This window comes from Stenotrophomonas sp. 24(2023) (assembly GCF_030913365.1).
Lineage (GTDB): Bacteria > Pseudomonadota > Gammaproteobacteria > Xanthomonadales > Xanthomonadaceae > Stenotrophomonas.
This window is the reverse complement of record NZ_CP133160.1, coordinates 235,170-261,090: the sequence shown is the minus strand read 5'-3', so window position 1 is coordinate 261,090 and position 25,921 is coordinate 235,170. Positions and strand designations below refer to the sequence as shown.

22 protein-coding genes are annotated in these 25,921 nt (G+C 67.6%); 6 read left to right on the top strand and 16 right to left on the bottom strand.

Translation table 11 applies throughout. The annotated features are described in order from the left end of the window. Positions 1-28 precede the first annotated feature (28 nt). The 5 genes from sucB to purB all read right to left on the bottom strand — a co-directional run bounded on the left by sucB (position 29) and on the right by purB (position 8,683). Positions 29-1,228, bottom strand: coding sequence for a dihydrolipoyllysine-residue succinyltransferase (gene sucB, locus Q9R17_RS01160; RefSeq protein ID WP_308156644.1), 1,200 nt, complete (start codon positions 1,226-1,228; stop codon positions 29-31). Between the two features lie 41 nt (positions 1,229-1,269). After that, positions 1,270-4,101, bottom strand: a complete 2,832-nt coding sequence (locus Q9R17_RS01155; protein ID WP_308156643.1) for a 2-oxoglutarate dehydrogenase E1 component — start codon at positions 4,099-4,101, stop codon at positions 1,270-1,272. Positions 4,102-4,288: 187 nt separating this feature from the next. Further along, positions 4,289-5,191, bottom strand: a complete 903-nt coding sequence (locus tag Q9R17_RS01150) for a GNAT family N-acetyltransferase (RefSeq protein WP_308156642.1) — start codon at positions 5,189-5,191, stop codon at positions 4,289-4,291. A gap of 3 nt (positions 5,192-5,194) precedes the next feature. After that, a complete protein-coding gene (locus Q9R17_RS01145) occupies positions 5,195-6,607 on the bottom strand; it encodes a cupin domain-containing protein (protein WP_308156641.1) in 1,413 nt (470 codons plus the stop codon). A gap of 708 nt (positions 6,608-7,315) precedes the next feature. Continuing rightward, positions 7,316-8,683, bottom strand: a complete 1,368-nt coding sequence (purB, locus tag Q9R17_RS01140; protein ID WP_308156640.1) for an adenylosuccinate lyase — start codon at positions 8,681-8,683, stop codon at positions 7,316-7,318. Positions 8,684-8,923: 240 nt separating this feature from the next. Here purB and Q9R17_RS01135 point away from each other — a divergent pair, with 240 nt between their 5' ends. Next, on the top strand, positions 8,924-10,363 hold the full coding sequence (locus Q9R17_RS01135) for a class II fumarate hydratase (protein WP_308156639.1): 1,440 nt from the start codon (positions 8,924-8,926) through the stop codon (positions 10,361-10,363). Positions 10,364-10,465: 102 nt separating this feature from the next. On the opposite strand, the gene Q9R17_RS01130 is transcribed toward Q9R17_RS01135, so the two are convergent. From Q9R17_RS01130 to Q9R17_RS01100, 7 genes are all read right to left on the bottom strand, one after another. Further along, a complete protein-coding gene (locus Q9R17_RS01130; RefSeq protein ID WP_308156638.1) occupies positions 10,466-10,891 on the bottom strand; it encodes a hypothetical protein in 426 nt (141 codons plus the stop codon). Positions 10,892-10,993: 102 nt separating this feature from the next. After that, on the bottom strand, positions 10,994-11,611 hold the full coding sequence (locus tag Q9R17_RS01125) for a hypothetical protein (protein WP_308156637.1): 618 nt from the start codon (positions 11,609-11,611) through the stop codon (positions 10,994-10,996). A gap of 34 nt (positions 11,612-11,645) precedes the next feature. After that, the gene (locus Q9R17_RS01120; RefSeq protein ID WP_308156636.1) at positions 11,646-12,533 is read right to left on the bottom strand and encodes a hypothetical protein; all 888 of its coding nucleotides are present in this window, start codon (positions 12,531-12,533) and stop codon (positions 11,646-11,648) included. 20 nt (positions 12,534-12,553) lie between these two features. Then, positions 12,554-13,579, bottom strand: a complete 1,026-nt coding sequence (locus tag Q9R17_RS01115; RefSeq protein WP_308156635.1) for a hypothetical protein — start codon at positions 13,577-13,579, stop codon at positions 12,554-12,556. Further along, positions 13,576-14,466: an ABC transporter ATP-binding protein gene (locus Q9R17_RS01110; RefSeq protein WP_308156634.1), complete on the bottom strand. Its 891-nt coding sequence runs from the start codon at positions 14,464-14,466 to the stop codon at positions 13,576-13,578. The genes Q9R17_RS01115 and Q9R17_RS01110 overlap by 4 nt, the downstream gene beginning before the upstream one ends. Beyond that, entirely contained in the window at positions 14,463-14,825 is a 363-nt protein-coding gene (locus tag Q9R17_RS01105; RefSeq protein ID WP_308156633.1) for a GntR family transcriptional regulator, read from the bottom strand. The genes Q9R17_RS01110 and Q9R17_RS01105 overlap by 4 nt, the downstream gene beginning before the upstream one ends. A 2-nt stretch (positions 14,826-14,827) precedes the next feature. Then, positions 14,828-15,091 carry a hypothetical protein gene (locus tag Q9R17_RS01100; protein ID WP_308156632.1) on the bottom strand — a complete coding sequence of 88 codons (264 nt, stop codon included), beginning with the start codon at positions 15,089-15,091 and terminating at the stop codon, positions 14,828-14,830. 370 nt (positions 15,092-15,461) lie between these two features. Here Q9R17_RS01100 and Q9R17_RS01095 point away from each other — a divergent pair, with 370 nt between their 5' ends. The 5 genes from Q9R17_RS01095 to Q9R17_RS01075 all read left to right on the top strand — a co-directional run bounded on the left by Q9R17_RS01095 (position 15,462) and on the right by Q9R17_RS01075 (position 19,412). Then, complete coding sequence (locus tag Q9R17_RS01095) at positions 15,462-16,046, top strand: glutathione peroxidase (RefSeq protein WP_308156631.1); 585 nt, start codon at positions 15,462-15,464, stop codon at positions 16,044-16,046. Between the two features lie 91 nt (positions 16,047-16,137). Continuing rightward, positions 16,138-17,115 (top strand): FKBP-type peptidyl-prolyl cis-trans isomerase, encoded by a 978-nt coding sequence (locus tag Q9R17_RS01090; RefSeq protein ID WP_308156630.1) that lies wholly within the window; start codon positions 16,138-16,140, stop codon positions 17,113-17,115. 24 nt (positions 17,116-17,139) lie between these two features. After that, complete coding sequence (locus tag Q9R17_RS01085; RefSeq protein ID WP_308156629.1) at positions 17,140-18,489, top strand: UDP-glucose/GDP-mannose dehydrogenase family protein; 1,350 nt, start codon at positions 17,140-17,142, stop codon at positions 18,487-18,489. Continuing rightward, a complete protein-coding gene (locus Q9R17_RS01080) occupies positions 18,482-18,724 on the top strand; it encodes a SlyX family protein (RefSeq protein WP_308156628.1) in 243 nt (80 codons plus the stop codon). The genes Q9R17_RS01085 and Q9R17_RS01080 overlap by 8 nt, the downstream gene beginning before the upstream one ends. 10 nt (positions 18,725-18,734) lie before the next feature. Continuing rightward, positions 18,735-19,412: a DUF2058 family protein gene (locus Q9R17_RS01075; RefSeq protein ID WP_308156627.1), complete on the top strand. Its 678-nt coding sequence runs from the start codon at positions 18,735-18,737 to the stop codon at positions 19,410-19,412. 64 nt (positions 19,413-19,476) lie between these two features. Here Q9R17_RS01075 and Q9R17_RS01070 read toward each other — a convergent pair whose 3' ends face one another. The 4 genes from Q9R17_RS01070 to Q9R17_RS01055 all read right to left on the bottom strand — a co-directional run bounded on the left by Q9R17_RS01070 (position 19,477) and on the right by Q9R17_RS01055 (position 25,915). Next, positions 19,477-20,811: an amidohydrolase family protein gene (locus tag Q9R17_RS01070; protein WP_308156626.1), complete on the bottom strand. Its 1,335-nt coding sequence runs from the start codon at positions 20,809-20,811 to the stop codon at positions 19,477-19,479. A gap of 62 nt (positions 20,812-20,873) precedes the next feature. Next, on the bottom strand, positions 20,874-22,058 hold the full coding sequence (locus Q9R17_RS01065) for an MFS transporter (protein WP_308156625.1): 1,185 nt from the start codon (positions 22,056-22,058) through the stop codon (positions 20,874-20,876). 78 nt (positions 22,059-22,136) lie between these two features. Beyond that, positions 22,137-24,827: a methionine synthase gene (metH, locus tag Q9R17_RS01060; RefSeq protein WP_308156624.1), complete on the bottom strand. Its 2,691-nt coding sequence runs from the start codon at positions 24,825-24,827 to the stop codon at positions 22,137-22,139. After that, the gene (locus tag Q9R17_RS01055) at positions 24,824-25,915 is read right to left on the bottom strand and encodes a homocysteine S-methyltransferase family protein (protein WP_308156623.1); all 1,092 of its coding nucleotides are present in this window, start codon (positions 25,913-25,915) and stop codon (positions 24,824-24,826) included. Before Q9R17_RS01055 ends, metH begins: the two co-directional genes overlap by 4 nt. Positions 25,916-25,921: the final 6 nt, after the last annotated feature.

The window sequence follows — 25,921 nt, the reverse complement described above, 5'->3', positions numbered from 1 at the left end:
GCGCAGGCGCGGAGGGGCGGGAGGTGTCTTACAGGCCGAACAGCATGCGGCCCGGGTTTTCCAGCTGGTTCTTGATGTCCACCAGGAACTGCACCGAATCCTTGCCGTCGATGATGCGGTGGTCGTAGGACAGCGCCAGGTACATCATCGGCGCGATCACGACCTGGCCGTTCTGGGCGATCGGACGCTCCTTGATGGCGTGCATGCCCAGGATGGCGCTCTGCGGCGGGTTGATGATCGGGGTGGACAGCAGCGAACCGAAGGTGCCGCCGTTGGTGACGGTGAAGGTGCCGCCCTGCAGTTCGTCCAGGCCCAGCTTGCCGTCACGCGCCTTCTTGGCGTAGTCGGCGATGGTCTTTTCGATGTCGGCGAAGGACATGCGCTCGACGTTGCGCAGGACCGGGGTGACCAGGCCCTTCTCGGTCGACACGGCAATGGAGATGTCCGAGTAGCCGTGGTAGATGATGTCGTCGCCGTCGATCGAGGCGTTGACCAGCGGGAAGCGCTGCAGCGCGTTGGCAGCGGCCTTCACGAAGAAGCTCATGAAGCCCAGCTTGATGCCGTGGGCCTTGACGAACTCGTCCTGCAGTTCCTTGCGCGCGGCCGACACCTTGGACAGGTCGACTTCGTTGAAGGTGGTCAGCATGGCGGTGGAGTTCTTCGACTCCATCAGGCGCTCGGCGATGCGCTTGCGGATGCGGGTCATCGGCACGCGTTCTTCCGGACGGGCGCCACCGGCCTTGCCGGCGCCGCCGTTGCGGGCGAAGTTGACGATGTCTTCCTTGGTCACCGCGCCGCGGCGGCCGGTGCCGTCCACGTCGGCCGGGTTCACGCCTTCGGTGATGGCGGTGAAGCGGGCGCCCGGCGGCAGGCCGTCAGCGGCCGACTTGGCGGCCGGGGCCGGCGCAGCGGCAGCGGCCGGTGCAGCCGCGGCCGGGGCGGCGTCAGCCTTCTTCTCTTCCGCGGCCGGCGCCGGGGCAGCGGCCACGGCGCCTTCCTCGATGATCGCCACGACCTGGCTGGAGGTCACGGTCGCGCCTTCGGCGAACTTGATTTCCTTGATCACGCCATCGACCGGCGACGGCACTTCCAGGACGACCTTGTCGGTTTCCAGGTCAAGCAGGTTTTCGTCGCGCTTGACGGCGTCGCCCACCTTCTTGTGCCAGGTGGCAATGGTGCCGTCGGCGACGGATTCGGGCAGTACCGGGGCTTTGACTTCGGTGGCCATGCGGGAGCTTCCTGGTTTGTCTTCTAAATAAGGGGGAGGAGTTATTCAGCGACCTGGTCGTTGAACGGGTTGACCAGTGCATCGGCGACCAGCTGCTGCTGTTCGCGGATGTGGTCAGCCATGTGACCGGCGGCCGGCGATGCCGAACGCGCGCGACCGGCGTAGTGCAGGCTCTGGCCATCGGCCAGGCAGAACTGCAGGTGGTGGCGGATCTGGTACCACGCACCCTGGTTCTGCGGTTCTTCCTGCGTCCACACCACGTCGGTGGCCTTGCCGTACTTCTTCAGTTCGGCGGCCAGCAGCGCGCGCGGGAACGGATACAGCTGCTCCACGCGGATGATCGCCACATCGTCCTGGCCACGCTTGGTCTGGTCTTCCAGCAGGTCGTAGTAGACCTTGCCCGAGCACAGCACCACGCGCTTGACCTTCTTGGCGTCCGCATTGGCATCGCCGATCAGGTGCTGGAACTCGCCGTTGGCCAGTTCGTCCAGGGTCGACACGGCCAGCTTGTGGCGCAGCAGCGACTTGGGCGACATCACCACCAGCGGCTTGCGGGTGGTCATGCGCAGCTGGCGGCGCAGCATGTGGAAGGCCTGTGCCGGGGTCGAGGGCACCACCACCAGCATGTTCTCCAGCGCGCACAGCTGCAGGAAACGCTCCAGGCGCGCCGAGCTGTGTTCCGGGCCCTGGCCTTCGTAGCCGTGCGGCAGCAGCAGGGTCAGGCCGGAAATGCGGCCCCACTTGGCTTCACCGGCAGCGATGAACTGGTCGATCACCACCTGGGCGCCGTTGGCGAAGTCGCCGAACTGGCCTTCCCAGATGCACAGCGTGTTCGGATCGGTGGTGGAGAAGCCGTATTCGTAGGCCATCACCGCTTCTTCGCTGAGCAGCGAATCGATGACGGTGGCCTTTTCCGGCGAATCGACCAGCTGGCGCAGCGGCAGGTAGTAATTGTCGGTGGCTTGGTCGTGCAGGATGGCGTGGCGGTGGGTGAAGGTGCCGCGACCCACGTCCTGGCCGACCAGGCGCAGCGCGTTGCCTTCGTCGAGCAGGGTGGCGTAGGCCAGGTTCTCGGCAAAGCCCCAGTCGCCCGGGATCTCGCCGGCGGCCATCTTGCGGCGGTCGTCATAGACCTTGGCCACGCGCGAGTGCAGCTGCACTTCGGCCGGCACGTTGTTGATCAGTTCGGCCAGCTGCTTCAGCTTGCCCATCTCGACCTGGGTCGAGACCGGGTCGGACAGCTTGCCTTCCAGCAGCTGCGGCCAGTTGACGTACAGCGGGCTGGACGGCGGGGTCTTCTCGACCTGCGCCAGCTCGGTGGTCACTTCACCGGCATCAAGCTTCTCGCGGTAGGCATCGACCAGCGCCTTGCCGGCGCCGGCGGCGATCACGCCCGCCTTTTCCAGCTGTTCGGCATACATCTCGCGGGTGGTGGCGTGCTTGCGGATCACCTGGTACATCAGCGGCTGGGTGATCGCCGGCTCGTCGGCCTCGTTGTGGCCCCAGCGGCGGTAGCACATCAGGTCGATGACCACGTCCTTGGCGAACGCCTGGCGGAACTCGAAGGCCAGCTTGGCGGCGAACACCACCGCTTCCGGGTCATCGCCGTTCACGTGCAGTACCGGCGCGGCGATCATCTTCGCAACGTCGGTGGCATAGCGCGTGGAGCGGGTGTCCTGCGGGTTGGAGGTGGTGAAGCCGACCTGGTTGTTGACCACGATGTGCACGGTGCCGCCGACGGCGAAGCCGCGGGCCTGCGACATCTGGAACAGCTCCATGACCACGCCCTGGCCGGAGAAGGCCGCGTCGCCGTGGATCAGGATCGGCATGACCTGCTTGCGGGCGGTGTCCTTGCGGCGCTCCTGGCGCGAACGCACGGAACCGGCGACCACCGGGTCGGCGATTTCCAGGTGCGACGGGTTGAAGGCCAGGGCCAGGTGCACCGGGCCGCCTTCGGTGGCCACGTCGGCCGAGAAGCCCATGTGGTACTTCACGTCGCCGGCGGAGGCGTGGTCGTCGTGCTCGAACTTGCCTTCGAATTCGTCGAACAGCTTGCGCGGGTTCTTGCCCAGGGTGTTGACCAGCACGTTCAGGCGGCCGCGGTGGGCCATGCCGATCACCACGTCCTTGACGCCGTCCTTGCCGGCATCACGGATGATGGTGTCCATCATCGGGATCAGCGCATCGCCGCCTTCCAGCGAGAAGCGCTTCTGGCCGACGTACTTGGTGTGCAGGTAGCGCTCCAGGCCTTCGGCCGCGGTCAGGCGCTCCAGGGTGCGGCGCTGGGTGTCAGCGTCCAGCTGGTAGTTGCCACCGGCCAGTTCCAGCTTCTTGTAGAGCCACTGGCGCTGCTCGGCTTCGGGCATGTGCATGAACTCTGCACCGATCGAGCCGGTGTAGGTCGCCTTCAGGCGGGCCAGCAGGTCGCGCAGCTTCATGCGCGGCTGGCCACCGACGCCGCCGGTGCTGAATTCGGCGTTGAGGTCGCCCTCGGACAGGCTGTGGAACGGCAGGCCCAGGTCCGGCGGGTTGACCGGCGCGGTCAGGCCCAGCGGGTCCAGGCGGGCGCCCAGGTGGCCGCGCGAACGGTAGGCGGTGATCAGGCGGCCGACATTGCGTTCACGCTCATCACCCGCGCCGGCGCCGGTGCCGGCCTTCAGTGCGTCCTTGGCGGCATCGGCGATGTGCGCGATGACGGCCGAGTGCGGAATGTCACCCGCTTCGCGGCCCTTGAAGCCGTCGAAGTAGGCCTTCCATTTGGGATCGACACTGTCCGGAGAAACGAGGTACTGCTCGTACAGATCCTCGACATAGGAGGCGTTGCCGCCGGCGAGCTGCGATGACTGCGCAAACTGCTTCAGTAGATTGTCCACGATGGAGGCTGTTGATTCGCTTGTGGGGTATGGCTTCAGAAGGACCCGGCCGGAATGATGAATAGCCATGCGCGGGCGCGTTCAAACAGGCAAATTGTACCCCCATCCGGACACGAAGGGGCACCGCGGCGGGCCGCTCGGGACCGCCGATGTCGCTCGCAGACAGGTTCGGGCGCTGGGCCCGGGGTCAGATGCCGAGGGCGCGCAGTTCGCTGCAATCGCGCGAACGGTCCCAGATGCGCTGCAATTGCTGCACGAACGGCTGCGAACGTGACGGCAGCGCGAAGCCGGCTTCGCCGTCCAGGCGGTGCCCGATCAGACGAAAGTAGAAGTCGCCGGCATCGTTGAGCAGGCAGGCCGAGCCCAGGGCCCGGTCGCCAGCATCGGCAACGTCGCGGAACTGGATCACGCTCGGCAGGCGCTGGGCCAGCGCCAGCAAGGGGGCGCCGGTGGCCGCGATGGTGGCGGCATCCTGCACGATCACTCGCAGCTGCTTGTCGTGGCGGGCCGTGGCGAAGCGGCGCAGGGCCGCCTGCACCGGCGGCGCGTCCAGCAGGCCCGGGTCGAGCTGGGCGCTGTGGACCCACAGCTGGCGGCGCGCCCGATGGATCACGGCGGTGGTGGCGGCGATGGCTTCGGCACGGCTGCTGATGGCGCTGGGCCCGTCCAGGCGGCGGCGCATCTGCTGGTGGCCGATGCCGGCTTCCTCGAATTCCGGGCCTTCGGGCAGGAAGCCCTGGCGGGCATAGAAGTCGCGGGCCGGCAGCTGCGCGTGCAGGTACAGCGTGGCCAGGCCCAGGCCACGTCCGGCCTCCACCAGCGCCGCCAGCAGGGCCTCACCCAGCCCCTGGTTGCGGTGGCTGGCCAGCACCGCCATGCGGCCGATGCGGCCGTCCGGGGCCAGGCGGCCGGTGCCCACCGGCTGGTCCTGTGCATCCAGCGCCAGCACATGGGCGCAGACCGGGTCCAGGGCATCGCGCTCCAGTTCGGCGGCGATGCCCTGTTCCTGCACGAATACCCGCTGCCGCACCGCGTGGATGGCGGCGTGGGCGTCTTCGTGGCGGACCTGCTGGACCCGGAGCGCGCTCATGGCTCAGCCACGCCCGGGCGTGCTGTCATCTTCTTCGTCGTCCTCGAAGTTGACGATGACCTCGATGCCGTCATCGTGCACGGTCACGGTGTGCACACCATCGGACACCGCGTCGGCATCGATGGCATCGACGCGGGTGCGGCCTTCGATCACCTCACCGAGCACGCCCTCCTCGCCATCGTCCTCTTCCTCGCCGGCATGGACCTCGTTCGGGTCGATCAGCTGGAACACGCCCCCGGCCAGCAGCTGCTGCACCACCGCGCGACCCTTGTCGGACAGGGCGCGGTAGGCGGCATCGTCCAGCTGCTCGGCACCGGCCAGGCGCTGCGCGTCCTTGACCGGCAATGCGAAGTCGCGGCCGCTGACGTACAGGCTGGCCCCACGCTTGGCCCGGCGCCAGGCCAGGCGTGCCCACGGGTGGCGCTGCAGCAGCAGGCCGTCGTGCAGGCCCGCCACCACCTCGTCCTGCGGCGGCGCGGCCTGGTGGGCCATCACTTCGCCGGCGGCACGGTAGGTGGTGATGAACCGGCCGAACCAGTCGCCCAGCGTGTCCGGATCGTTCATGCGGATGGCGTTGAGCGCGGTGATGACCCGGCCCATGGCGACCGCATCGATCTCGTTCGGGTCGGCCGGCAGGGCCAGGTCCGGGTCCTGGTAGCGGATGTTCTCATCGGCATCGGCGATGAGCGTATCGAGGTAGTCGCTGATCAGTTCGGCCGACGACGGCGCGCGCATGCCGAAGGAGAAGGTCAGGCAGGGATCTTCGGCCACGCCGTTGTGCGGCACGTTCGGCGGCAGGTACAGCATGTCGCCCGGGGCGAGTACCCAGTCGTGGCTGGGCTTGAACACCTGCAGCAGCTTCAGCTCCACATCCGGGCGGAAGCCCAGCGGCGGGCGCTTGCCCTTGGTCGATTCGCTGGCATCGATCTGCCAGCGGCGGTGGCCATGGGCCTGCAGCAGGAACACGTCGTACTGGTCGACGTGGGCACCGACCGAGCCGCCGGTGGCGGCGAAGCTGATCATCACGTCGTCCATGCGCCAGCGCGGCAGGAAATCGAACCGGTCGATCAGCGCGCGCACGTCCGGGTCCCACTTGTCCACGTCCTGCACCAGCAGGGTCCAGTCGTGGTCGGGCAGGGTGGGGAACAGTTCCTCGGCGAACGGGCCGCTGCGCACGGTCCAGCCATCGGTGGCGCGGTCGTGGCGGATCAGGCGCGCCAGCACGCCTTCTTCGCAGGCCAGCCCGGCCAGGTCTTCCGGCTGCACCGGGGTCTGGAAGTTGGCGAAAGCATTGCGGATCAGCAGCGGGCGCTTCTGCCAGAAATCGCGCAGGAACACCGCCGGGGCCATGCCCAGCGGCTGGCCCGGGCGGGCGTGGACTTCGATCGGGAAGGCGATGGGCTTGCGGGCGGCCATGGGAAATCCTTGCAGCGGAAAGCGGGAGTGGCGGTGTAGCGGGCCACCAAGGCCACCATTGTCCGACGTTCGTTGGGATTGCGCACGTGTGGTGGTTTGTCGCGGGGTTCCGGCCAACGGCGGAGCCCCTCGTGGCGGGTGGTTGGGTCGCGTAAAGCGCTGGGTTCATGGGCTGGGTGGGGGGGGGGGGGGGGGGTTCGCGGGACACGCCGTAAACCCATCCATGGGGGCTCGATGGCGCCATCCATGGCGCCAACGGTCCCGCGAACCCACCCCACCCGACCCTTGACAGTTTCCTGCGCGGCCCGCCACGGAAAGGAAGCATGTAGATCCACGCCATGCGTGGATGACGTTGCCCGGGAAAGCGCCATCCACTGCAGGTACCCCAAAAACGAAAGAGGGACGCGGCGAAGCCGCGTCCCTCTCAATTCCATCCCGACACCCCACTGCTCTTCGATCCGTCACCGGGAATCTGTCGAAGGTGCGCCGGGGTGGGTGGCCGGGACCGCAGGCGCCATGGATGGCGCCTACGAGCCCCCAGGGATGGGTTCACGGCGTGTCCCGGCTGCCCACCCCGGCGCGCCCAAGCCGCAGTAACCCAGAGCCGCTTTTGATGTTGCCGTTGCCGTTGCCGTTGCTGTTGCTGTTGCTGTTGCAGAAACAGCCTGCCGCAGGCAGCGCACGCGGCCGCCGCCGCAGGAAAACCCCTTAGATCTTCTTCGCCAGCGCTTCAGCCAGGCCGGTGTAGCTGCCCGGGGTCATCTCCAGCAGCCGCTGCTTGGCATCGGCCGGCAGCTCCAGCCCCTGCACGAACGCGCGCATCGACTCGGCCGTGATGCCCTGGCCACGGGTCAGCGCCTTCAGCTGCTCGTACGGGTTCGGCAGGCCGTGGCGGCGCATCACCGTCTGCACGGCCTCGGCCAGCACTTCCCAGGCCGCGTCCAGGTCCGCATCCAGGCGCTGCGGGTTCACTTCCAGCTTGCCCAGGCCCTTGGCCAGCGAATCCAGTGCCACCTGGCTGTGACCGAAGGCGGTGCCCAGCGCACGCAGCACGGTCGAATCGGTCAGGTCACGCTGCCAGCGGCTGATCGGCAGCTTCGCGCTGAAATGCTCGAACAGCGCGTTGGCGATGCCGAAATTGCCTTCGGCATTCTCGAAATCGATCGGGTTGACCTTGTGCGGCATGGTCGAGGAGCCGACTTCACCTTCCTTCAGGCGCTGCTTGAAGTAGCCCAGCGAGATGTAGCCCCAGATGTCGCGGGCCAGGTCGATCAGGATGATGTTGGCGCGGCGCGCGGCGTCGCCGATCTCGGCCACGTTGTCGTGCGGCTCGATCTGCGTGGTGTACGGGTTGAACACCAGGCCCAGGCCGGTGACGAAACGCTCGGCGAAGGCCGGCCAGTCCACGTCCGGGTAGCTGGCCACGTGCGCGTTGTAGTTGCCCACCGCACCGTTGATCTTGCCGGTCAGCTCGACCGCGGCGATCTGCCGGCGCTGGCGCTCCAGGCGCGCGACCACGTTGGCCAGCTCCTTGCCCAGGGTGGTGGGCGAGGCGGTCTGGCCGTGGGTGCGCGACAGCATCGGCTGGGCGGCCTGGGCATGGGCCAGGGTGCGCAGGGTGGCGGCGATGCCATCCAGGGTCGGCAGCAGCACCTCGCGGCGGGCCTGTTCCAGCATCAGGCCGTAGCTGAGGTTGTTGATGTCCTCGCTGGTGCAGGCGAAATGCACGAACTCCAGCGCCGGGGCCAGCTCGGCGTCGTCCTTCAGCTGTTCCTTGATGAAGTACTCCACCGCCTTGACGTCATGGTTGGTGGTGCGCTCGATCTCCTTCACGCGCGCGGCCTGGGCCGGGCTGAAGCTGGCGGCCAGCGCGCGCAGGCGGGCGGTGGCGGCGGCGGAGAACGGTGCCAGCTCGACGATGCCCGGCTCGGCCGCCAGGGCCAGCAGCCATTCCACCTCGACCACGATGCGGGCCTTGATCAGGCCGTATTCGGAAAAGATCGGGCGCAGGGCATCGACCTTGCCGGCGTAGCGGCCATCGAGCGGGGACAGGGCGAGCAGGGCGGATTCGGACATGTCGGCGGGGCAGGGACGAGCGGCGGGGGGCATAGTCTACGACGTGCGGGGCCCATGCGTGCCGGGCGGGGGCCGTTGTGCCGTGCGCTTGCCAGGCACGGCCTGGCGCTACCGGGCGATTTCGTCATCCCAGGCCACGGACAAGGGAGTATCGTTATTGCCGCCGCCAGCCCGGGAAGCGACACCCTGCCAGCCGCCGCTTCCCTTTCCCCAACGACGAAGTAGTGCGGAGTCGATGCAATGAGCAAAGCTGCAAGCAAGAGTGCCACCCGCGGTTTCCGGACCGAACATGACAGCATGGGCGAGCTGCAGGTGCCGGCCGATGCCCTGTGGGGCGCGCAGACCCAGCGCGCGGTACAGAATTTCCCGGTGTCCGGCCAGCGGATGCCGCGTGGGTTCATCCGCGCGCTGGGCCTGGTCAAGGGCGCTGCCGCCGAGGTGAATGCCGAACTGGGCCATCTGCCCAAGGGCGTGGCCAAGGCCATCGCGTCGGCCGCCGCCGAAGTGGCGGCCGGCGATTGGGATGCGCATTTCCCGATCGATGTGTACCAGACCGGTTCGGGCACCTCCTCGAACATGAATGCCAACGAGGTCATCGCCACGCTGGCCAACCGTGCCGGCAAGGCGGGCAAGACCGTCGTGCATCCCAACGACCACGTCAACCAGGGGCAGAGCTCCAACGATGTGATCCCGACCGCGCTGCGCGTGTCGGCGGTGCTGGCCACCCATGAGCAGCTGCTGCCAGCGCTGGTGCACCTGCGCAAGACCATCGACCGCAAGGGTCGCAGCCTGCGCAAGGTGGTCAAGACCGGCCGCACCCACCTGATGGATGCCATGCCGCTGACCTTCGAGCAGGAGTTCGGTGCCTGGTCGGCACAGCTGGCCTCGGCCCAGGAGCGCATCGAGGACAGCCTCAAGCGCGTGCGCCGCCTGCCGCTGGGCGGCACCGCCATCGGCACCGGCATCAACGCCGACCCGCGCTTCGGTGCGCAGGTGGCCAAGGCGCTCAAGCAGCAGACCCGCATCAGGTTCGACAGTGCCGACAACAAGTTCGAGGGCCTGGCCGCGCAGGACGACGCGGTGGAACTGTCCGGCCAGCTCAACGCACTGGCCGTGGCCTTGATCAAGATCGCCAATGATCTTCGCTGGATGAACGCCGGTCCGCTGGCCGGGCTGGGCGAGATCGAACTGCCGGCACTGCAGCCGGGCAGCTCGATCATGCCGGGCAAGGTCAACCCGGTCATTCCGGAGGCCACGGTGATGGCCTGCGCGCAGGTGATCGGCCACCACACGGCAATCACCGTGGCCGGCCAGACCGGCAACTTCCAGCTGAACGTGACGCTGCCGCTGATCGCAGTGAACCTGCTCGATGGCATCGGCCTGCTGGCCAATGTGTCCACCCTGCTGGCCGACAGTGCCATCGCGGGGCTGAAGGTGCGCGAGGACCGCGTGGCCGAGGCGCTGGCCCGCAACCCGATCCTGGTAACCGCGCTGAACCCGATCATCGGCTACGAGAAGGCGGCCGCGATCGCCAAGCGGGCCTACAAGGAACAGCGCCCGGTGCTGGATGTCGCGCTGGAAGACAGCGGCCTGGCGGAAGCGGAGCTGCGCCGCCTGCTGGACCCGACCGCGCTGACCGCGGGCGGCATCCATGCCGGTGGTGGTGGCGCGGGCGGCTGATCGGCCGGTGGCATGCCGGCGGGCCGCGTGCTGCGCTCGCCGGGCATGGCCTGGCGTTACCGGTCCAATGAGAAACGCCGCCCTGGGGGCGGCGTTTTCCGTTCAGCGCCGGTCGGCGACGATATTGCCGAAGGTCTGGGTGTAATCCTTGAATTCGGGAATCGCCTGCACCAGGTCGGCGGGGATCGGGTTCACCCCGGCCGGCGGGACGATCTTGACCGGCTGCATGTTGGGATCGGCCGGCGCCTCCACCAGCGTGTTCTGGCGCAGCACCTGCAGCTGGCCGAACATCGTCTGCAGCATCTGCTGCTGGCGTGCATCGAGCGGGATCTCGATCTCGTCCACCTTCATGTGCCCATTGGGCAGGATGATGATGTTCGGCGCCGGCGGGCGACGCACGGTCACCAGGCCCTCGCTGACGGAGATCTTCGGCTTGCCGCGTTCGGCGCGGTGGTTGCGGTAATCCTGGTCGCAGCCGGCCAGGCCCAGGCAGAGCAGGGCGGCCAGCAGCAGGAGCAGCTTCTTCATGATGGGCATGCGGTGTTCCCGGGGGGGCTTCATTGTAAGCCCCTGTGGCACCGGTGGCCGGCAACGGCGTGCGTTGCCGGCCAGGTGCGCTGTCATGTCGCATCAGAAGTTGACGGTGTAGCCCTTGCCGTTGTCCTTGCCGCAGTCATCGACATCCTTCTGTTCCATCGTGGCATACGGCTTGAAGGCGGGCAGGGCCGAGGCCAGGGCCTGCTGGCTGGTCAGCAGGGCCGGCAGGCGCTTGCAGATGCGCTGGGCATGGGCCTTGATCTGGTCGGCCTGCGCATTGATGCGGGCTTCCAGGCCCTGCGTGTCGCCGCTGAAAATGCCCTTGATGGCTTCGCCGGCGGCATTGGCCCCCAGCTTGGCCCCGGCCAGGCCGATGTCCATGCCGTCCAGTGCGATGGCTTCGACGTGGCCCCGGTAGGCCTTCAGCAGCCGCCGCTGGTTGTCATCGGCCGGCACTTCCTTGCCATCGACCAGGAAGCGCCCGTCCGGGGTGATGGCGGCCTTGGGCTGGCCGTCGGCGGAGACCGAGATGTTGCCCTGGATGACTTCCTTGCGGGCCTTGTCGGTGGCTTCCTTGACGGTCTGGCCGACGTTGCTGGTCGCTTCGGCTACGGCCTTGCCCGGTGATTGGTCATTGCCGGCAGGGCCGCCACAGGCGACCAGCGGCAGGCACAGCAGCGCGGTGGGCAGCAGCAGGCGCATCGCATTCATGTCCTTCCCCTCGATGATGGCGTGGATGGCGGTGTTACTTGCGGCGCGGCAGGTTCACCGCACCGCGCACGTTGCTGTGGTTCACATCGCCGCTGCCGCTGTGGCCGACGGTCAGCGAACCGCCGGCACCATTGACAGTGACGTCCCCCGAGCCATGGCTGCGCACGTTGACGTTGCGGCCGATGTCATCCAGGGTCACCTCGCCGGAGCCGACCACGCCGATCTCCACGCTGCCGGTCACGCGGCGGAAGCTGACATCGCCGGATCCGATGGTGTCCACGCTGGCATCGCCACGGATGTCGGCCACTTCCACGTCGCCGGAGCCGACCGTGCCGATGCGCGTGCTGCCCCCGATGGTGCGGGCCTTCACGTCGCCGGAGCCGACCGAGGACAGGTTCAGGCTGCCGGCGCCTTCGATGATCAGATCGCCCGAACCGACCGACCCCTGCAGGTTGCCGCGGGTGCCACGGGCGATGAAGTCCCCCGAGCCGGTCTGCACGCTGACGGACTGTGCGTTTTCGATGGAGGCATCGCCGGAACCGACCTTGAACTGCAGCGGCAGGTTGTCCGGCACGCTGCCATGGATGTCCAGCCAGGCGTAGTTGTTGCCAGTGCTCCAGTTGATCTGCTTGCCGTCGCGGCGCAGGCTCACCACCAGCGTGTCACCGTTGCGGCGCTGGTCCAGTACCAGGTCGTTGAGCGCGTCCTGGCTGGAGGCGCAGGCGCGGCCGTCGAGCTGGCCCGCTCCGCTGCGCGCGGTCAGTTTCAGGTCATGCTGGTTCACCTCGAACAGCACGGCCTTGACGCCGGTGGTATCGAGCTTCAGCGCGCGCGGCGCGGTGAACTTGCAGTTCTGTGCGTCGGCGGCCTGGGCCGACAGCGGCAACAACAGCAGGGCAGTGCAGGCAATCAGTGAACGCATGGCAGAAGCTCCTCGGTAGATCAGACTTCGCCAGCGCGGCGGCGCAGGCGGATGGCAAGGACGATGAACACCACGCCGACGGCGGCACCGATCCACAGGTCGGGCATGGCCAGCGAACGCAGCTGTTCGGTCGGGTTCATCAACGCGACCACCGAATCCAGGTCGCGGCGCTGGCTCAGGTCGCCGGAGCGGTACAGCAGGTCCATGCCGGCGAAGGTGCCCAGCAGCAGGCGGCCGACCACGTGCTGCCAGAACCAGCCGCTGCCCATCTCGAACAGCTGCATGACACGGGTGGTGCTGACGATGATGCCGGCGAACAGCGGCAGCATGACCGCCCACAGGAACGGCTTGCTCTTGGCCCAGGCCGAGCACAGCAGCAGCCAGCCGACGGTGGGCAGCGCCCACAGCGCGAACAGCGGCAGGGCGGTGACCAGGCCGGCGGCCAGGGTCAGCGGATTGGCCGGGCCCAGGATCAGCGTGCCAACGTCGCCGCCATGGACCAGCACGACCACGCAGATCACTGCCAAGAAGCCGAACATGGTGGCGATGGCGGCCAGCACGGTGATGGCCGGGGCGATCAGCAGTGCGCTGATCGCCTTGGACAGCACGGTCTGGGTGTCCGACAGCGGCAGCGATTTCCAGAACAGCAGGCTGCGGTCACGGCGGTCGTCGTACAGGGCGCCCAGGCAGTAGAAGAACACCACGAAGGCCAGCACCACGAACGGCCAGGTGGAGCTGAGCACCAGGGTCAGGTCCAGTCCATTGCCCAGGTCGGCCATGTCCTTGGCATTGAGCTGGCGGGTCAGCAGGGCCAGGTCCAGGCCGTTGACGTTGATGTCGCTGTTGTTGACCACCAGGTTGCCATCGGTGGCGGCGCGGCGCAGGGCGAACAGCCCCAGCACCACGCCCAGGGTGCTCATCACCAGTGAAACGGCGCCGGCGATCACCGGGGCGTAGAGGAAGCCGCCGCGGCTTTCCCAGTATTCGCGCTTGAGCAGCCAGCGCAGGGTGCCCAGTGGGCTGACGGGAGACTGTGCGGTGTTCATGCGTAGGTTCCCTTCATGACGGCAACAAACAGGTCGGCCAGGCCCGGGTTGCGGGTTTCGCCGAGGGCGGTGAGCTGGGCGCGCGGCGTACCGTCGTACAGCAGCACGGTCTTGCCGAAGGGCAGGCTGCGTTCGTCGATCGGCTTGAGCGCGCGGGCGGTGTCGAGCTGGTCGGCGTTGACCAGGACTTCGGTGTAGCGTTCGCCCACTTCGTCCATCGCTGCACCCAGCACGATGCGGCCATCGCGGATGAACAGCACGTCGGTCAGGATGTGCTCGATCTCCTCCACCTGGTGGGTGGTGATGACGATGGTCTTCTGCTCGTCGAAATAGTCTTCCAGCAGGCGCTGGTAGAACTCCTTGCGGTACAGGATGTCCAGGCCCAGGGTGGGCTCGTCCAGCACCAGCACGCGGGCATCGATGGCCATCACCAGGGCCAGGTGCAGCTGCACGATCATGCCCTTGGACAGTTCACGCACGCGCTGCTTCGGCTGCAGCTTGGTGTTGGCCAGGAAGCGCTCGCAGCGGGCGCGGTCGAAGCGCGGGTGCACGCCGGCAACGAAATCGATGGCCTCGCGCACCTTCAGCCAGCGCGGCAGCACCGCGACGTCGGCGATGAAGCACACATCGTTCATCAGGGCATCGCGTTCGTTGCGCGGGTCGCGGCCGAGCACGCTCAGTTCGCCCTGGACCGTGGTCAGGCCCAGCACGGCCTTCAGCGCCGTCGTCTTGCCGGCGCCGTTGGGACCGATCAGCCCGACGATGCGGCCAGCAGGGATCTCGAAGCTGGCGTTGTCGAGGGCGAGGGTGTTCTTGTACGCCTTGCGCAGGTTGCGGGCGGTGATGACCGGCCCGTCCGGAAGGGCGGTGGTGAGGCTGGCACTCATGATGATTTCCCCTGGGGCAGCAATTCGTCGAGACTCAGGCCCAGGCGCTGGATGCGTTCCAGCACCGCCGGCCATTCTTCATTGAGGAAGCGGTCGCGTTCGCTGCTGCGCAGCTGCGAAGCCGCCTGTTCGGTCATGAACATGCCCAGGCCGCGGCGCTTCTCCACCAGGCCCTCGTCGGCCAGTTCCTGGTAGGCGCGCGACACCGTGATGGGATTGAGCTGGTAGTCGGCCGCCACCTGGCGTACCGAAGGCAGGGCATCGCCCGGCTTGAGGATTCCGTCGAGCATCATGGCGATCACGCGCTCCTTCAGCTGGCGGTAGATGGGAGCGCCGTCGCTCCACTGGATGTCGCTCATGGTCAGCTCCGTGGGGTCAGCGGCTGTGCGAACGAGAAATAAGGCATGGACAGCGAGCTGCGCAGCCGGCGGGGGAGGAACGGGGCGGAACTGGCAGTCCCTGGCTCGGTCTCGGTCGCATCCTGCGGTTCATCGGAAGAGGGGGCCAGGGGCGCGTTCATCGCATTGAGCGGTGGCGCATTCAGGGCGAGCCACGCCACCAGGCACAGGCTGGACGCGGCCAGGACCGCGGGGGTGGCAAATCGACGAGCCTGCTGGATGTTCATCGCATTCCCCTGTCTCAGGTGACTGGTGTTGTATGCAACTATAACACCGGCACGCCCAGGTGCAAGCCTTTGTGGCCCCAACCAATGGCAGGGGGGGCGGTGGCATCGGGAATTTCCCACAAGTTGTTGAAATATATGTTTTTCATGAGGGGCGAGGGTGGGCCGGTGTACGGCCTGCCGTCAGCCTGGGGAGCGAGCACGGGGCTGTCCACCCTGTTCAGGCGCGCGCCTGGCGTTCCGCCAGACCCTGCAAGGCCCGGGTGCCAGGCCGCCATGAGGGTGGTCAGGGGCCGGTGCTATAGTGCGGACGACCCCGGTCGCAGACCGGTTGACCCCTAAAAAGTGGCCCCTTTCCGGATTCCCGACATCCATGTTCACTTCCGTTGCCCTGCGCGCGCCGCGCGCCCTGTTCACCGGCCTGCTGCTGGCCTGCGCCCTCGGCGCTTCCGCCACGGCATCGGCCGCCGAGCTGCTGGACGTTTCCTATCGTCCGCTGGCCGGCAAGGAGCAGGTCAACCTGCAGAAGCGCTACCACGGCCAGGTGCTGCTGGTGGTCAATACCGCCAGCAAGTGTGGCTACACCCCGCAGTACGAAGGCCTGGAAGCGCTGCAGCAGCGCTATGCCAAGCAGGGCTTTGCGGTGCTGGGCTTCCCGTCCAACGATTTCAAGGGACAGGAGCCGGGTGACGAGAAGCAGATCCAGGATTTCTGCACGCTGACCTATGGCGTGAAGTTCCCGATGTTCGAAAAGGTGCACGTGGTCGGTGACCAGGCCACGCCGCTGTACCAGCGGCTGACCACCCTCACCGGCGTGGCACCGGGCTGGAACTTCCACAAGTACCTGGTCGGCCGCGATGGCAAGGTCATCGCCCAGTTCCCGAGCAAGATCACCCCTGATGACAAGCAGCTGCTGGCCGCCATCGACAAGGCGCTGGCTGCTCCGCGCGCGCCGTGATGCCGGCGATGCCTCGACATCGCGGGCATGCGTGCGACAATGTTTGTTTCGCGCCGACGTCGGCGCCCAGTCACTTCCAGGAAAGCAGCGAATGAAGATGGGAATGCGTGGCGCCGCGGCGTCGGTTCTGATTCTGGCGATGGGTACCTCCGGGGTCGCCCTGTCGCAACAACCGGCTGCCCAACCGGCCGCCAAGGAGACCGCAACCTTGAATTCCCCGAAGCAGAAGCTCGGCTATGCCATCGGCATGGACGTGGCCAAGTCGTTCCAGCCGATCGCCCAGGAAATCGATCTGGCCGCACTGCGCACCGCCGTGCAGCGCTCCTTTGAAGGCCTGCAGCCGCAGATCACCCAGCAGCAGGCGCAGGAAACCGATGCCGCGCTGCGCCAGGTGGTGATGGCCCGCAATGGCCAGCAGGTGCCGGGCCAGGCGCCGGGCAGCACGCCGCCGAAGGTCGACCGTACCAAGGTCGGGCAGATGCTGGGCGCCTATTCGGTCGGCCCGTCGCTGGCCCAGCTCAAGGATGACCTGGATGTGGACGCGCTGTTCGATGCGATCACCACGTCCTTCAACAAGGGCCAGTCGAAGCTGAGCGAAGCTGACGCCAATGCCACGCTGCAGGCCTTCATGGCCGCCAAGCAGGCCCAGCAGCAGGAAAAGGCCGCCAAGGCCGCGCAGACCAACCGTGAGGAGGGCAATGCGTTCCTGGCCAAGAACAAGCTGCAGCCGGGCGTGGTGACCACGGCCTCGGGCCTGCAGTACCAGGTGATCCGCCCGGGCAGCGGCGAGCGTCCGGTGGCCACCAGCAAGGTGCGCGTGAACTACGAGGGCAAGCTGCTCGATGGCACCGTGTTCGACAGCTCCGCCGGCCGTGGCCCGGCCGAGTTCGGTCTGAACCAGGTGATCGCCGGCTGGACCGAGGGCGTGGCCCTGATGCCGGTGGGCTCCAAGTACCGCTTCTGGATCCCTGGCGATCTGGCCTATGGCCCCAACGGCACCCAGGGCGGCCCGATCGGCCCGAACGCGACGCTGACCTTCGACGTCGAACTGCTCGGCATCCTGCCGTAAGCAAGCGAAGGAGCGAGCAAGGACATGCGCGTTGCGATTTTCGGTACCGGCTATGTGGGCCTGGTCACGGGAACCTGCCTGGCTGATGTCGGCCACCAGGTCATCTGCGTGGATATCGACCAGGCCAAGGTCGATGGCCTGAACCAGGGCATCATCCCGATCTACGAGCCGGGCCTGGAACCGATGGTCAAGGCCAACCACGCCGCACGGCGGCTGGCCTTCACCACCGATGCCCCTTCGGCCATCGCCCATGGGCAGGTGGTGTTCATCGCCGTCGGTACGCCGCCGGACGAAGATGGCAGCGCCGACCTGCAGTACGTGCTGGCCGTGGCCCGCACCATCGGGCGGCACATGAGCGTGCCGACCGTGGTGGTCAACAAGTCGACGGTGCCGGTAGGCACCGCCGACAAGGTCCGCGCGGCGATCGCCGACGAGCTGGTCGCCCGTGGCGTGGACATTGCCTTCGATGTGGTGTCCAACCCGGAATTCCTGAAGGAAGGCGATGCGGTGGCCGACTGCATGCGTCCGGACCGCATCATCATCGGTGCCACCAGTGAAGCGTCGGTGGCGGTGATGCGCCGCCTGTATGCCCCGTTCAACCGCAACCACGACCGCGTGGTGGAAATGGACGTGCGTTCGGCGGAACTGACCAAGTACGCCGCCAACGCGATGCTGGCCACCAAGATTTCGTTCATGAATGAAATCGCCAACATCGCCGAACGTGTCGGTGCCGATGTCGAGCAGGTCCGCCAGGGCATCGGGTCGGACCCGCGCATCGGCTGGCACTTCATCTACCCCGGTGCCGGCTACGGTGGCTCGTGCTTCCCCAAGGACGTGCAGGCGCTGGCCCGCACGGCCCAGCAGTACGGCATGGAACCGAAACTGCTCAATGCGGTGGAGGCCGTCAACGACGCGCAGAAGGGCCATCTGTTCGAGCTCATCCAGCGCCATTTCGACAAGGGCGAGGATGAAGGCGTGCGTGGCCGCACCTTCGCGGTGTGGGGCCTGGCGTTCAAGCCCAACACCGATGACATGCGCGAGGCCTCCAGCCGTCGCCTGCTGGCGCAGCTGTGGGAAGCCGGGGCGCGCGTGCGTGCCTACGATCCGGAAGCCGCGCATGAAGCCCAGCGCATCTTCGGCCAGCGCGATGACCTGGTGTTCTGCGAAAGCGCCGGGCAGGCGCTGGAAGGGGCCGATGCGCTGGTCGTGGTGACCGAGTGGAAGCAGTTCCGCAGCCCGGATTTCCAGGCGCTGCGTGCCGGGTTGAAGGATGCGGTGGTGTTCGATGGCCGCAACCTGTACGACCCGGCCGAGGTGGAAGCTGCCGGCCTGGCGTATTACGGCATCGGCCGGGGGCGATCGCTGCATGTCTGAGCTGCCGTTGAGTGAACGTGAGCAGGCGCTGGAAGCGCGCCTGGTCGAACTGGAAATGCGCGTCTCCTTCCAGGAGCACGCGCTGGCCGAACTGAGCGATGCGCTGGCCGATGCCCGCATGCAGGGCACCCGCAATGCCGATGTGCTGCGGGTGCTGCTGGAAGACCTGGGCAAGGTCCGCAACGCACTGAATTCTTCCGACCCGGCGAGCGAACCGCCGCCGCCGCACTACTGATCCCGTACCTATGAGCGATACCCTCCGCGACCAGCTGCTGGGCTTGGGCTTCAAGCCTGCGCCCAAGCCCGAGCGCAAGAATGATGGCCCCCGCCGTGATGGCCGCCCGCAGGGCAAGGCCGGGCAGGGCAAGCCTGCGGCCAGTGGCAAGGGCGAGCACAAGCCGGGCGGCGAGCGCCGCCACGGCCACGGTCAGGGCCGGCCCCAGGGCCAGGCACGCCCGCAGGGCCAGAACACCGGCCCGCGCCGCCCGCGTACCGCCGAAGAGATGGACCTGGCCAAGGCCTACGCCATCCGCGCGCAGCGCGAGAAGGAAGAGCGCATCGAAGCCGAGCGCCTGAAGCAGGAAGAGGCCCGCGTGCGCCGCGAGGCCAAGGCGAAGCTGGACGTGCTGCTGAAGGACAAGGGCCTGAACGCCGAAGCGGCCGACATCGCCCGCCACTTCCCCTACGGCGGCAAGATCAAGCGCATCTATGTCACCGCCGAGCAGCTCAAGCAGCTCAATGCCGGCGAACTGGGCGTGGTGCAGCTCAATGGCCGCTACCTGCTGGTGACGGCCGCGGTGCTGGCCGAGGCCGAAGCCGTGTTCGCCCAGGCCGTGGCGCTGAAGGTCGATCCGAACGCGCCGATCGAGGACGATCCCTACGCCGACCCGAAGTACCAGGTGCCTGACGACCTGGTCTGGTAAACGGCGTATCCGGGAAAAGGCAGGGGCGTGATCCCCTGCCTTTTTCCGTTGTCATGTTCCGCTGTCATTCCAGTGGCCCGGCCACCGCTTCGCCGGCCTGCCAGACGGCGTGGATGCGCTGGGTGGTGCTGATGTCGGCCAGCGGATCGCCATCGACCACCAGCAGATCGGCACGCTTGCCGGCGGCGATGCGGCCGCGGTCGTCCAGGCCGAGCAGGTCGGCTGCATTCGTGGTGGCGGTCTGCAGTGCCTGCGCCGGGGTCAGCCCTGCCTGTACCAGCAACTGCAGCTCACGGTGCTCGGCCACGCCGATCACCCGCTGCGGCAGTGCGCCGGCATCGGTGCCGAAGCCCAGCTTGACGCCGGCCGCGCTGAGCCGGCCCACGTTCTGCAGGTTCATCGCCACCGCCTTGCGTGCGGCCGGAATGTTGGCGCCGGCCAGCTGTTGCTGCTGCCACGTCGGCTGCGACCAGCGGGCCAGCACGTCCGCGGGCAGCGCATTGCGCACGAACGGCGTGTCCAGCAGCTGCGGCGATTCCGCATAGGCGTAGTTGGCCTCGTCGATGGCGAGGGTGGGGATGTACCCGGTGCCCTGCTCGCGCATCGTCCGCGCCAGCATCGGATCGATCGTGGTATCGCGGATGCCGTGGGCGATGATGTCCACCCGCGCGGCCACCAGGTCACGCGCCTGGGCCAGATCATGGATGTGCGCGGCGACCTTCAGGCCGCGCGCGTGTGCTTCAGCAATGGCCGCCTGGTACACCTCCGGCGCCATCAGCGGCAGCTTGCCGCCGGCGTTGTCGACCCACAGCTTGACCAGGTCCACGCCATCGGCGTGCTGGGTGGCCACCGCCGCGCGCGCTTCCTCGGCCGTGCGCGGGCGCGCCACGGGGTCGCGCGACAGGCCCATTGCGGCGGCCGGTGGCGTTCCGCCGGGTACGCCGATGCCACCGCCCGCCCCGTACAGCTGCGCCCCCAGCGCCGGGCTGGCATTGACCGCCTTGCGGATGGCGAAGAAGGCCTCGCCGTTCATGCCCAGCGCGGTGACGGTGGTGATGCCGTAGCGCTGGAACTGGCGCAGGTCGCGCACCACGTTGTCACGGGTGTAGAAGCGGTCGCCGTGTTCCAGCCCCTGGGTGTTGCCGACGTGGGCATGGGCGTTGACCAGCCCGGGCAGCACGGTCTTGCCGGTGTAGTCGATGCGGCGCGCGCCGCTGGCCGCGGCCGGCAGCGGTGTGCCGACGTGGACGATGCGGCCGTTGTCGATCAGCACCGGGGTGATGCCACGATCACGCGTGCCGTCGAAGACACGGGCGTTTTCCAGCAGCACCGGTGCGGCGGCGGCGGGCAGGGCGGTGGTGGCGGCAAGCAGCAGCGCCCACAGGCGGGTCGGTCGCATCGGCAACTCCTGTCGAGGGATGCGTCCGAGCCTACCCCATCGGGGTGTTGTGCGTTCCCGTGTCAGCCCTGGGCCGTGGCCCGCCGCGCACGGATCAGCGGCAGGTTCAGGGCGAAGAAGCACAGCAGTGCGCCGACCAGGGCGAAGCCACTGGCGGCCAGGAAGGCGGTGCGGCCGTTGTCGATCGTCCACAGCTGTCCGGCGATCAGCGCCCCCAGCACACCGCCCACGCCGGAGGAGAAGCCATACAGCAGCCCCTGGCCGTGGCCGTTGAGGCGACCGGGGAAATAGGTGGCCAGCATCTGCATGGCGGCGGCGAAGAAGGCGGCAAAACCCAGTGCGTGCGCGGTCTGCGCGACCAGCATCACCGGCAGGTTCTGCGGGAACAGCGCGGTCACCGCCCAGCGCAGGCACGAACTGCTCAGCGCGATCAGCAGCATCCAGCTGGCGTCGTGGCGACGGAAGAAGCGGCCGATGGTGAAGAACACGCCCACCTCGAACACCACGCCGACCGTCCACAGCAGGCCCAGCAGCGAGGTGCGGTAGCCGTGATGGTCCATGTAGACCGAGAAGAAGGTGTAGTAGGGGCCGAATGACAGCTGCTCCATGAAAGCGGCCAGGAAGAAGGCCAGCACCGCCGGGCGCCGCACGATCTGCCAGAAGCCGCTGGCATCATCGCTGCGCCTGTCCAGGCTGCGGGCGTACTGGTTGCCGAAGGCCGACAGCACCAGCAGCACGAACAGCGGCAGCATCAGCCAGGGCAGCATGCCGGCGCGGCTGCTACCGTCGTCTCCCTCGATCAGCCAGCCGAACAACGTGACGATGGCGATGAAACCCAGCGAGCCCCAGACGCGGATCAGCCCGTAACGATGGCTGTCGCTGCCCAGGTGGGTCAGGGTGATCGATTCGAACTGTGGCATCACCGCGTTGTAGAAGAAGCAGAACACCACCATCGCCGGGTACATCCACGGCTGTGGCAGGGGCAGCAGGAAGGCCATGAAGCTGAGCAGGGTCAGCACGCAGCCCAGCCGCAGCAGGCGGATCGGTTTCGGCGAGGCAGCCGCCAGCGACGTCCACGTGCTCGGTGCGACCACGCGGGTGGCGTACCACAGGCCCATCATCACGCTGATGGCGGTGACGCTCATCCCGCGCGCGGTCAGGAACAGGCTCCAGTACGGCGTGAACGCGCCCAGTGCGGCGTAGTAGAACAGGTAGAAACTGGAGAGGCGGGCGGCAGGGACGGTCATCGCGGGAATAATGCACGGTAACGCCGGGCCAGGCCCGGCGGCGGGGGATGGCACCGGGCATGGCCCGGCGTCATCGGTTCATTCGGGGTCGTAATCCAGGTTGGAGGCCAGCCAGCGCTCGGCCTGGGCGCGGTCCACGCCCTTGCGCCGGGCGTAGTCGCCCACCTGTTCGCGGCTGAGCCGGCCGACCACGAAATACTGGCTCTGCGGGTGGCTGAAGTAGTAACCGGACACCGCCGCGGTGGGCAGCATGGCAAAGCTTTCGGTCAACTGCATGTCCGCATGGGTTTCAGCCTGCAGCATCTGGAACAGGCGCTGCTTTTCGCTGTGTTCCGGGCAGGCCGGGTAGCCGGGGGCCGGCCGGATGCCGCGGTACTGTTCGCCGATCAGGGCCTCGTTGTCGAGTGTCTCGGCATGGTCGTAGCCCCAGAATTCCATACGCACGCGCTGGTGCAGGCGCTCGGCCAGCGCCTCGGCGAAGCGGTCGGCCAGGGCCTTGAGCAGGATCGCGTTGTAGTCATCGTGGTCGGCCTCGAAGCGGGCCACGTGGGCATCGATGCCGATGCCGGCGGTGACGGCGAACGCGCCGATCCAGTCCTGGCGGCCGCTGTCGGCCGGGGCGATGAAGTCGGCCAGGCAGAAATCCGGACGCTCGACCGGCTTGTCCACCTGCTGGCGCAGGAAGTGCAGCGTGGTGTCGCCATCGGGATGCTGCACGCGCACGTCATCGCCGACGCTGTTGGCCGGCCACAGGCCGAACACCGCCTTGGCCTGCAACCACTTCTCGCCGACGATGCGGTCCAGCATGGCACGCGCATCGTGGTACAGCTCGCTGGCCTGCGTTCCCACGATCTCATCGGTGAGGATGGCCGGGAACTTGCCGGCCAACTCCCAGGCCTGGAAGAACGGGGTCCAGTCGATGTAATCGACCAGCTCGGCCAGTGGGTAGTCATCGAACACGTGCAGGCCCGGCTGCTTCGGCGCCGGTGGCGCATAGCCGTCCCAGTTCCCCTGGAACTTCTGCCCGCGCGCCTGCTCCAGCGGGACCAGCCGCTTGGCATCACCGCGGTTGCGGTGGCGCTGGCGGATCTCGGCATACTCGGCTTCATTGGCGGCGACGAACGCGGCGCGCAGGTCGGTGGAGATCAGCGACTGCGCCACGCCGACAGCGCGCGAGGCATCCTTCACCCACACCGTGGGCGCGTCGTAGTGCGGGTCGATCTTCAGTGCCGTGTGCGCCCGCGAGGTGGTGGCCCCGCCGATCATCAAGGGCAGGGTGAAGCCTTGCCGCTGCATTTCGCGGGCGACATGGCTCATTTCTTCCAGTGAGGGGGTGATCAGCCCGGACAGGCCGATGATGTCGGCCTGGTGCTCGCGCGCGGCATCGAGGATCTTCTGTGCCGGCACCATCACGCCCAGGTCGACCACCTCGAAGTTGTTGCAGGCCAGCACCACGCCGACGATGTTCTTGCCGATGTCATGCACATCCCCCTTGACCGTGGCCATGATGATGCGGCCGTTGCTGCGTGCGGTGTCGCCGCTGCGCGCCTTCTCGGCTTCGATGAAGGGCAGCAGGTAGGCCACGGCCTTTTTCATCACGCGGGCGGACTTGACCACCTGCGGCAGGAACATCTTGCCGGCCCCGAACAGGTCGCCGACCACGTTCATGCCGTCCATCAGCGGGCCTTCGATCACATCCAGCGGCCGCGTGGCCGCCGCCCGTGCCTCTTCGGTGTCCTGGTCGACCCAGGCATCCAGGCCATGCACCAGGGCATGGGCCAGACGCTGCGCCACCGGCTTGTCGCGCCAGGCGAGGTCTTCGCTCCTGGCCGCGCCTTTCCTGCCCTTGTAGCGCTCGGCGATCTCCAGCAGGCGTTCGGTGCCGTCGCGGCGGCGGTTGAGGATCACATCCTCCACGCGCTCGCGCAGCTCCGGGTCCAGGTCGTCGTAGATCGGCAGGGCGCCGGCATTGACGATGCCCATGTCCATGCCGGCGGCGATGGCGTGGTACAGGAACACCGCATGGATGGCCTGGCGGACCGTTTCGTTGCCGCGGAAGGAGAAGGACACGTTGGAGACGCCGCCGGACACATGGCAGTGCGGCAGCGTGCGCTTGATGATGCGGGTGGCTTCGATGAAGTCCACCGCATAGTTGTCGTGTTCCTCGATGCCGGTGGCGACGGCGAAGATGTTCGGGTCGAAGATGATGTCTTCCGGCGGGAAGTCGATCTCGTCCACCAGCAGCCGGTAGGCACGGGTGCAGATCTCCACCTTGCGTGCGCAGGTGTCGGCCTGGCCGGCCTCGTCGAAGGCCATCACCACGGCGGCCGCACCATAGCGGCGGACCTTGCGCGCGTGCTCCAGGAACAGCGCTTCGCCTTCCTTCAGCGAGATCGAATTGACCACGCTCTTGCCCTGCAGGCACTTCAGCCCGGCTTCGATCACGCTCCACTTGGACGAATCGACCATCACCGGGATGCGGGCGATGTCCGGCTCGGACATGATCAGGTTCAGGAAGCGGTGCATCGCCTTCTCGGAGTCGATCAGGCCCTCGTCCATGTTGACGTCGAGAATCTGCGCGCCGCTGGCCACCTGCTGGCGGGCCACGTCCACCGCTTCCTCGTAGCGTTCTTCCTTGATGAGCTTGCGGAACTGCGCGCTGCCGGTGACGTTGGTGCGTTCACCGACGTTGATGAACAGCAGGTCCGGGGTGATGACCAGGGGCTCCAGCCCGGACAGGCGGGTGAAACGGGGCGGCGATGCACTCATGCGGCATGCTCCTGCAGCGCGGGCAGGGCACGCGGGGGCAGGTCGGCCACGGCCTCGGCGATCGCGCGGATATGGTCAGGGGTGGTGCCGCAGCAGCCGCCCACCAGGTTCAGCAGGCCATCGCGGGCGAAGCCGCGCAGGGTGGCGGCCATCTCCTCGGGGGTTTCGTCGTACTCGCCGAAGGCATTGGGCAGGCCGGCATTGGGATGCGCGCTGACATGGCAACCGGCCACCCGTGCCAGGGTTTCCACGTGCGGCCGCAGGTCGTTGGCGCCCAGTGCGCAGTTCAGCCCGATCGACAGCGGCCGGGTGTGCGAGACCGACGCATGGAACGCCTCGGCGGTCTGCCCGGAGAGCGTACGCCCGGAGGCATCGGTGATGGTGCCGGAGATCATCACCGGCAGGCGCCCGCCGCGTGCGTCGAAGGCCTCTTCCAGCGCGTACAGCGCCGCCTTGGCATTGAGCGTGTCGAAGATGGTCTCGACCATCAGGGTGTCGGCACCGCCGTCGATCAGGCCGTCGATGGCCTCGCGGTAGGTGTCACGCAGTTCGTCGAAGCTGGTGTTGCGGAAGCCGGGATCGTTCACGTCCGGGCTGATCGAGGCGGTGCGGCTGGTCGGCCCGACCACGCCGATGACGAAGCGCGGCTTGCCCGGCGTGGTGGCCGCCACGGCATCGCAGCAGGCCCGTGCGACCGCCGCGCCGGCCTTGTTCAGTTCGTAGACCAGGTGCTGGAGGTGGTAGTCGGCCTGGCTGACCGACGTGGCATTGAAGGTGTTGGTTTCCACCAGGTCCGCGCCCGCTTCCAGGTAAGCGGTGTGGATGCCGCTGATGATGTCCGACCGGGTCAGCAGCAACAGGTCGTTGTTGCCTTTCAGGTCATGGCCTTCCGGCGCACCGTGGCTGCAGCCGGGGCCATGGCTGTGGTCGTAGCCCCCGGCGAAGCGCTCGCCCCGGTAGTCGGCTTCCTGCAGGCCGTGGCGCTGGATCATGGTGCCCATCGCACCGTCGATGATCAGGATGCGCTGGCGCAGTGCATCAAGCAGGGCGGCAGCGCGGTCGGGGTACAGCCAGGGCAGGACAGCCACGGGGCC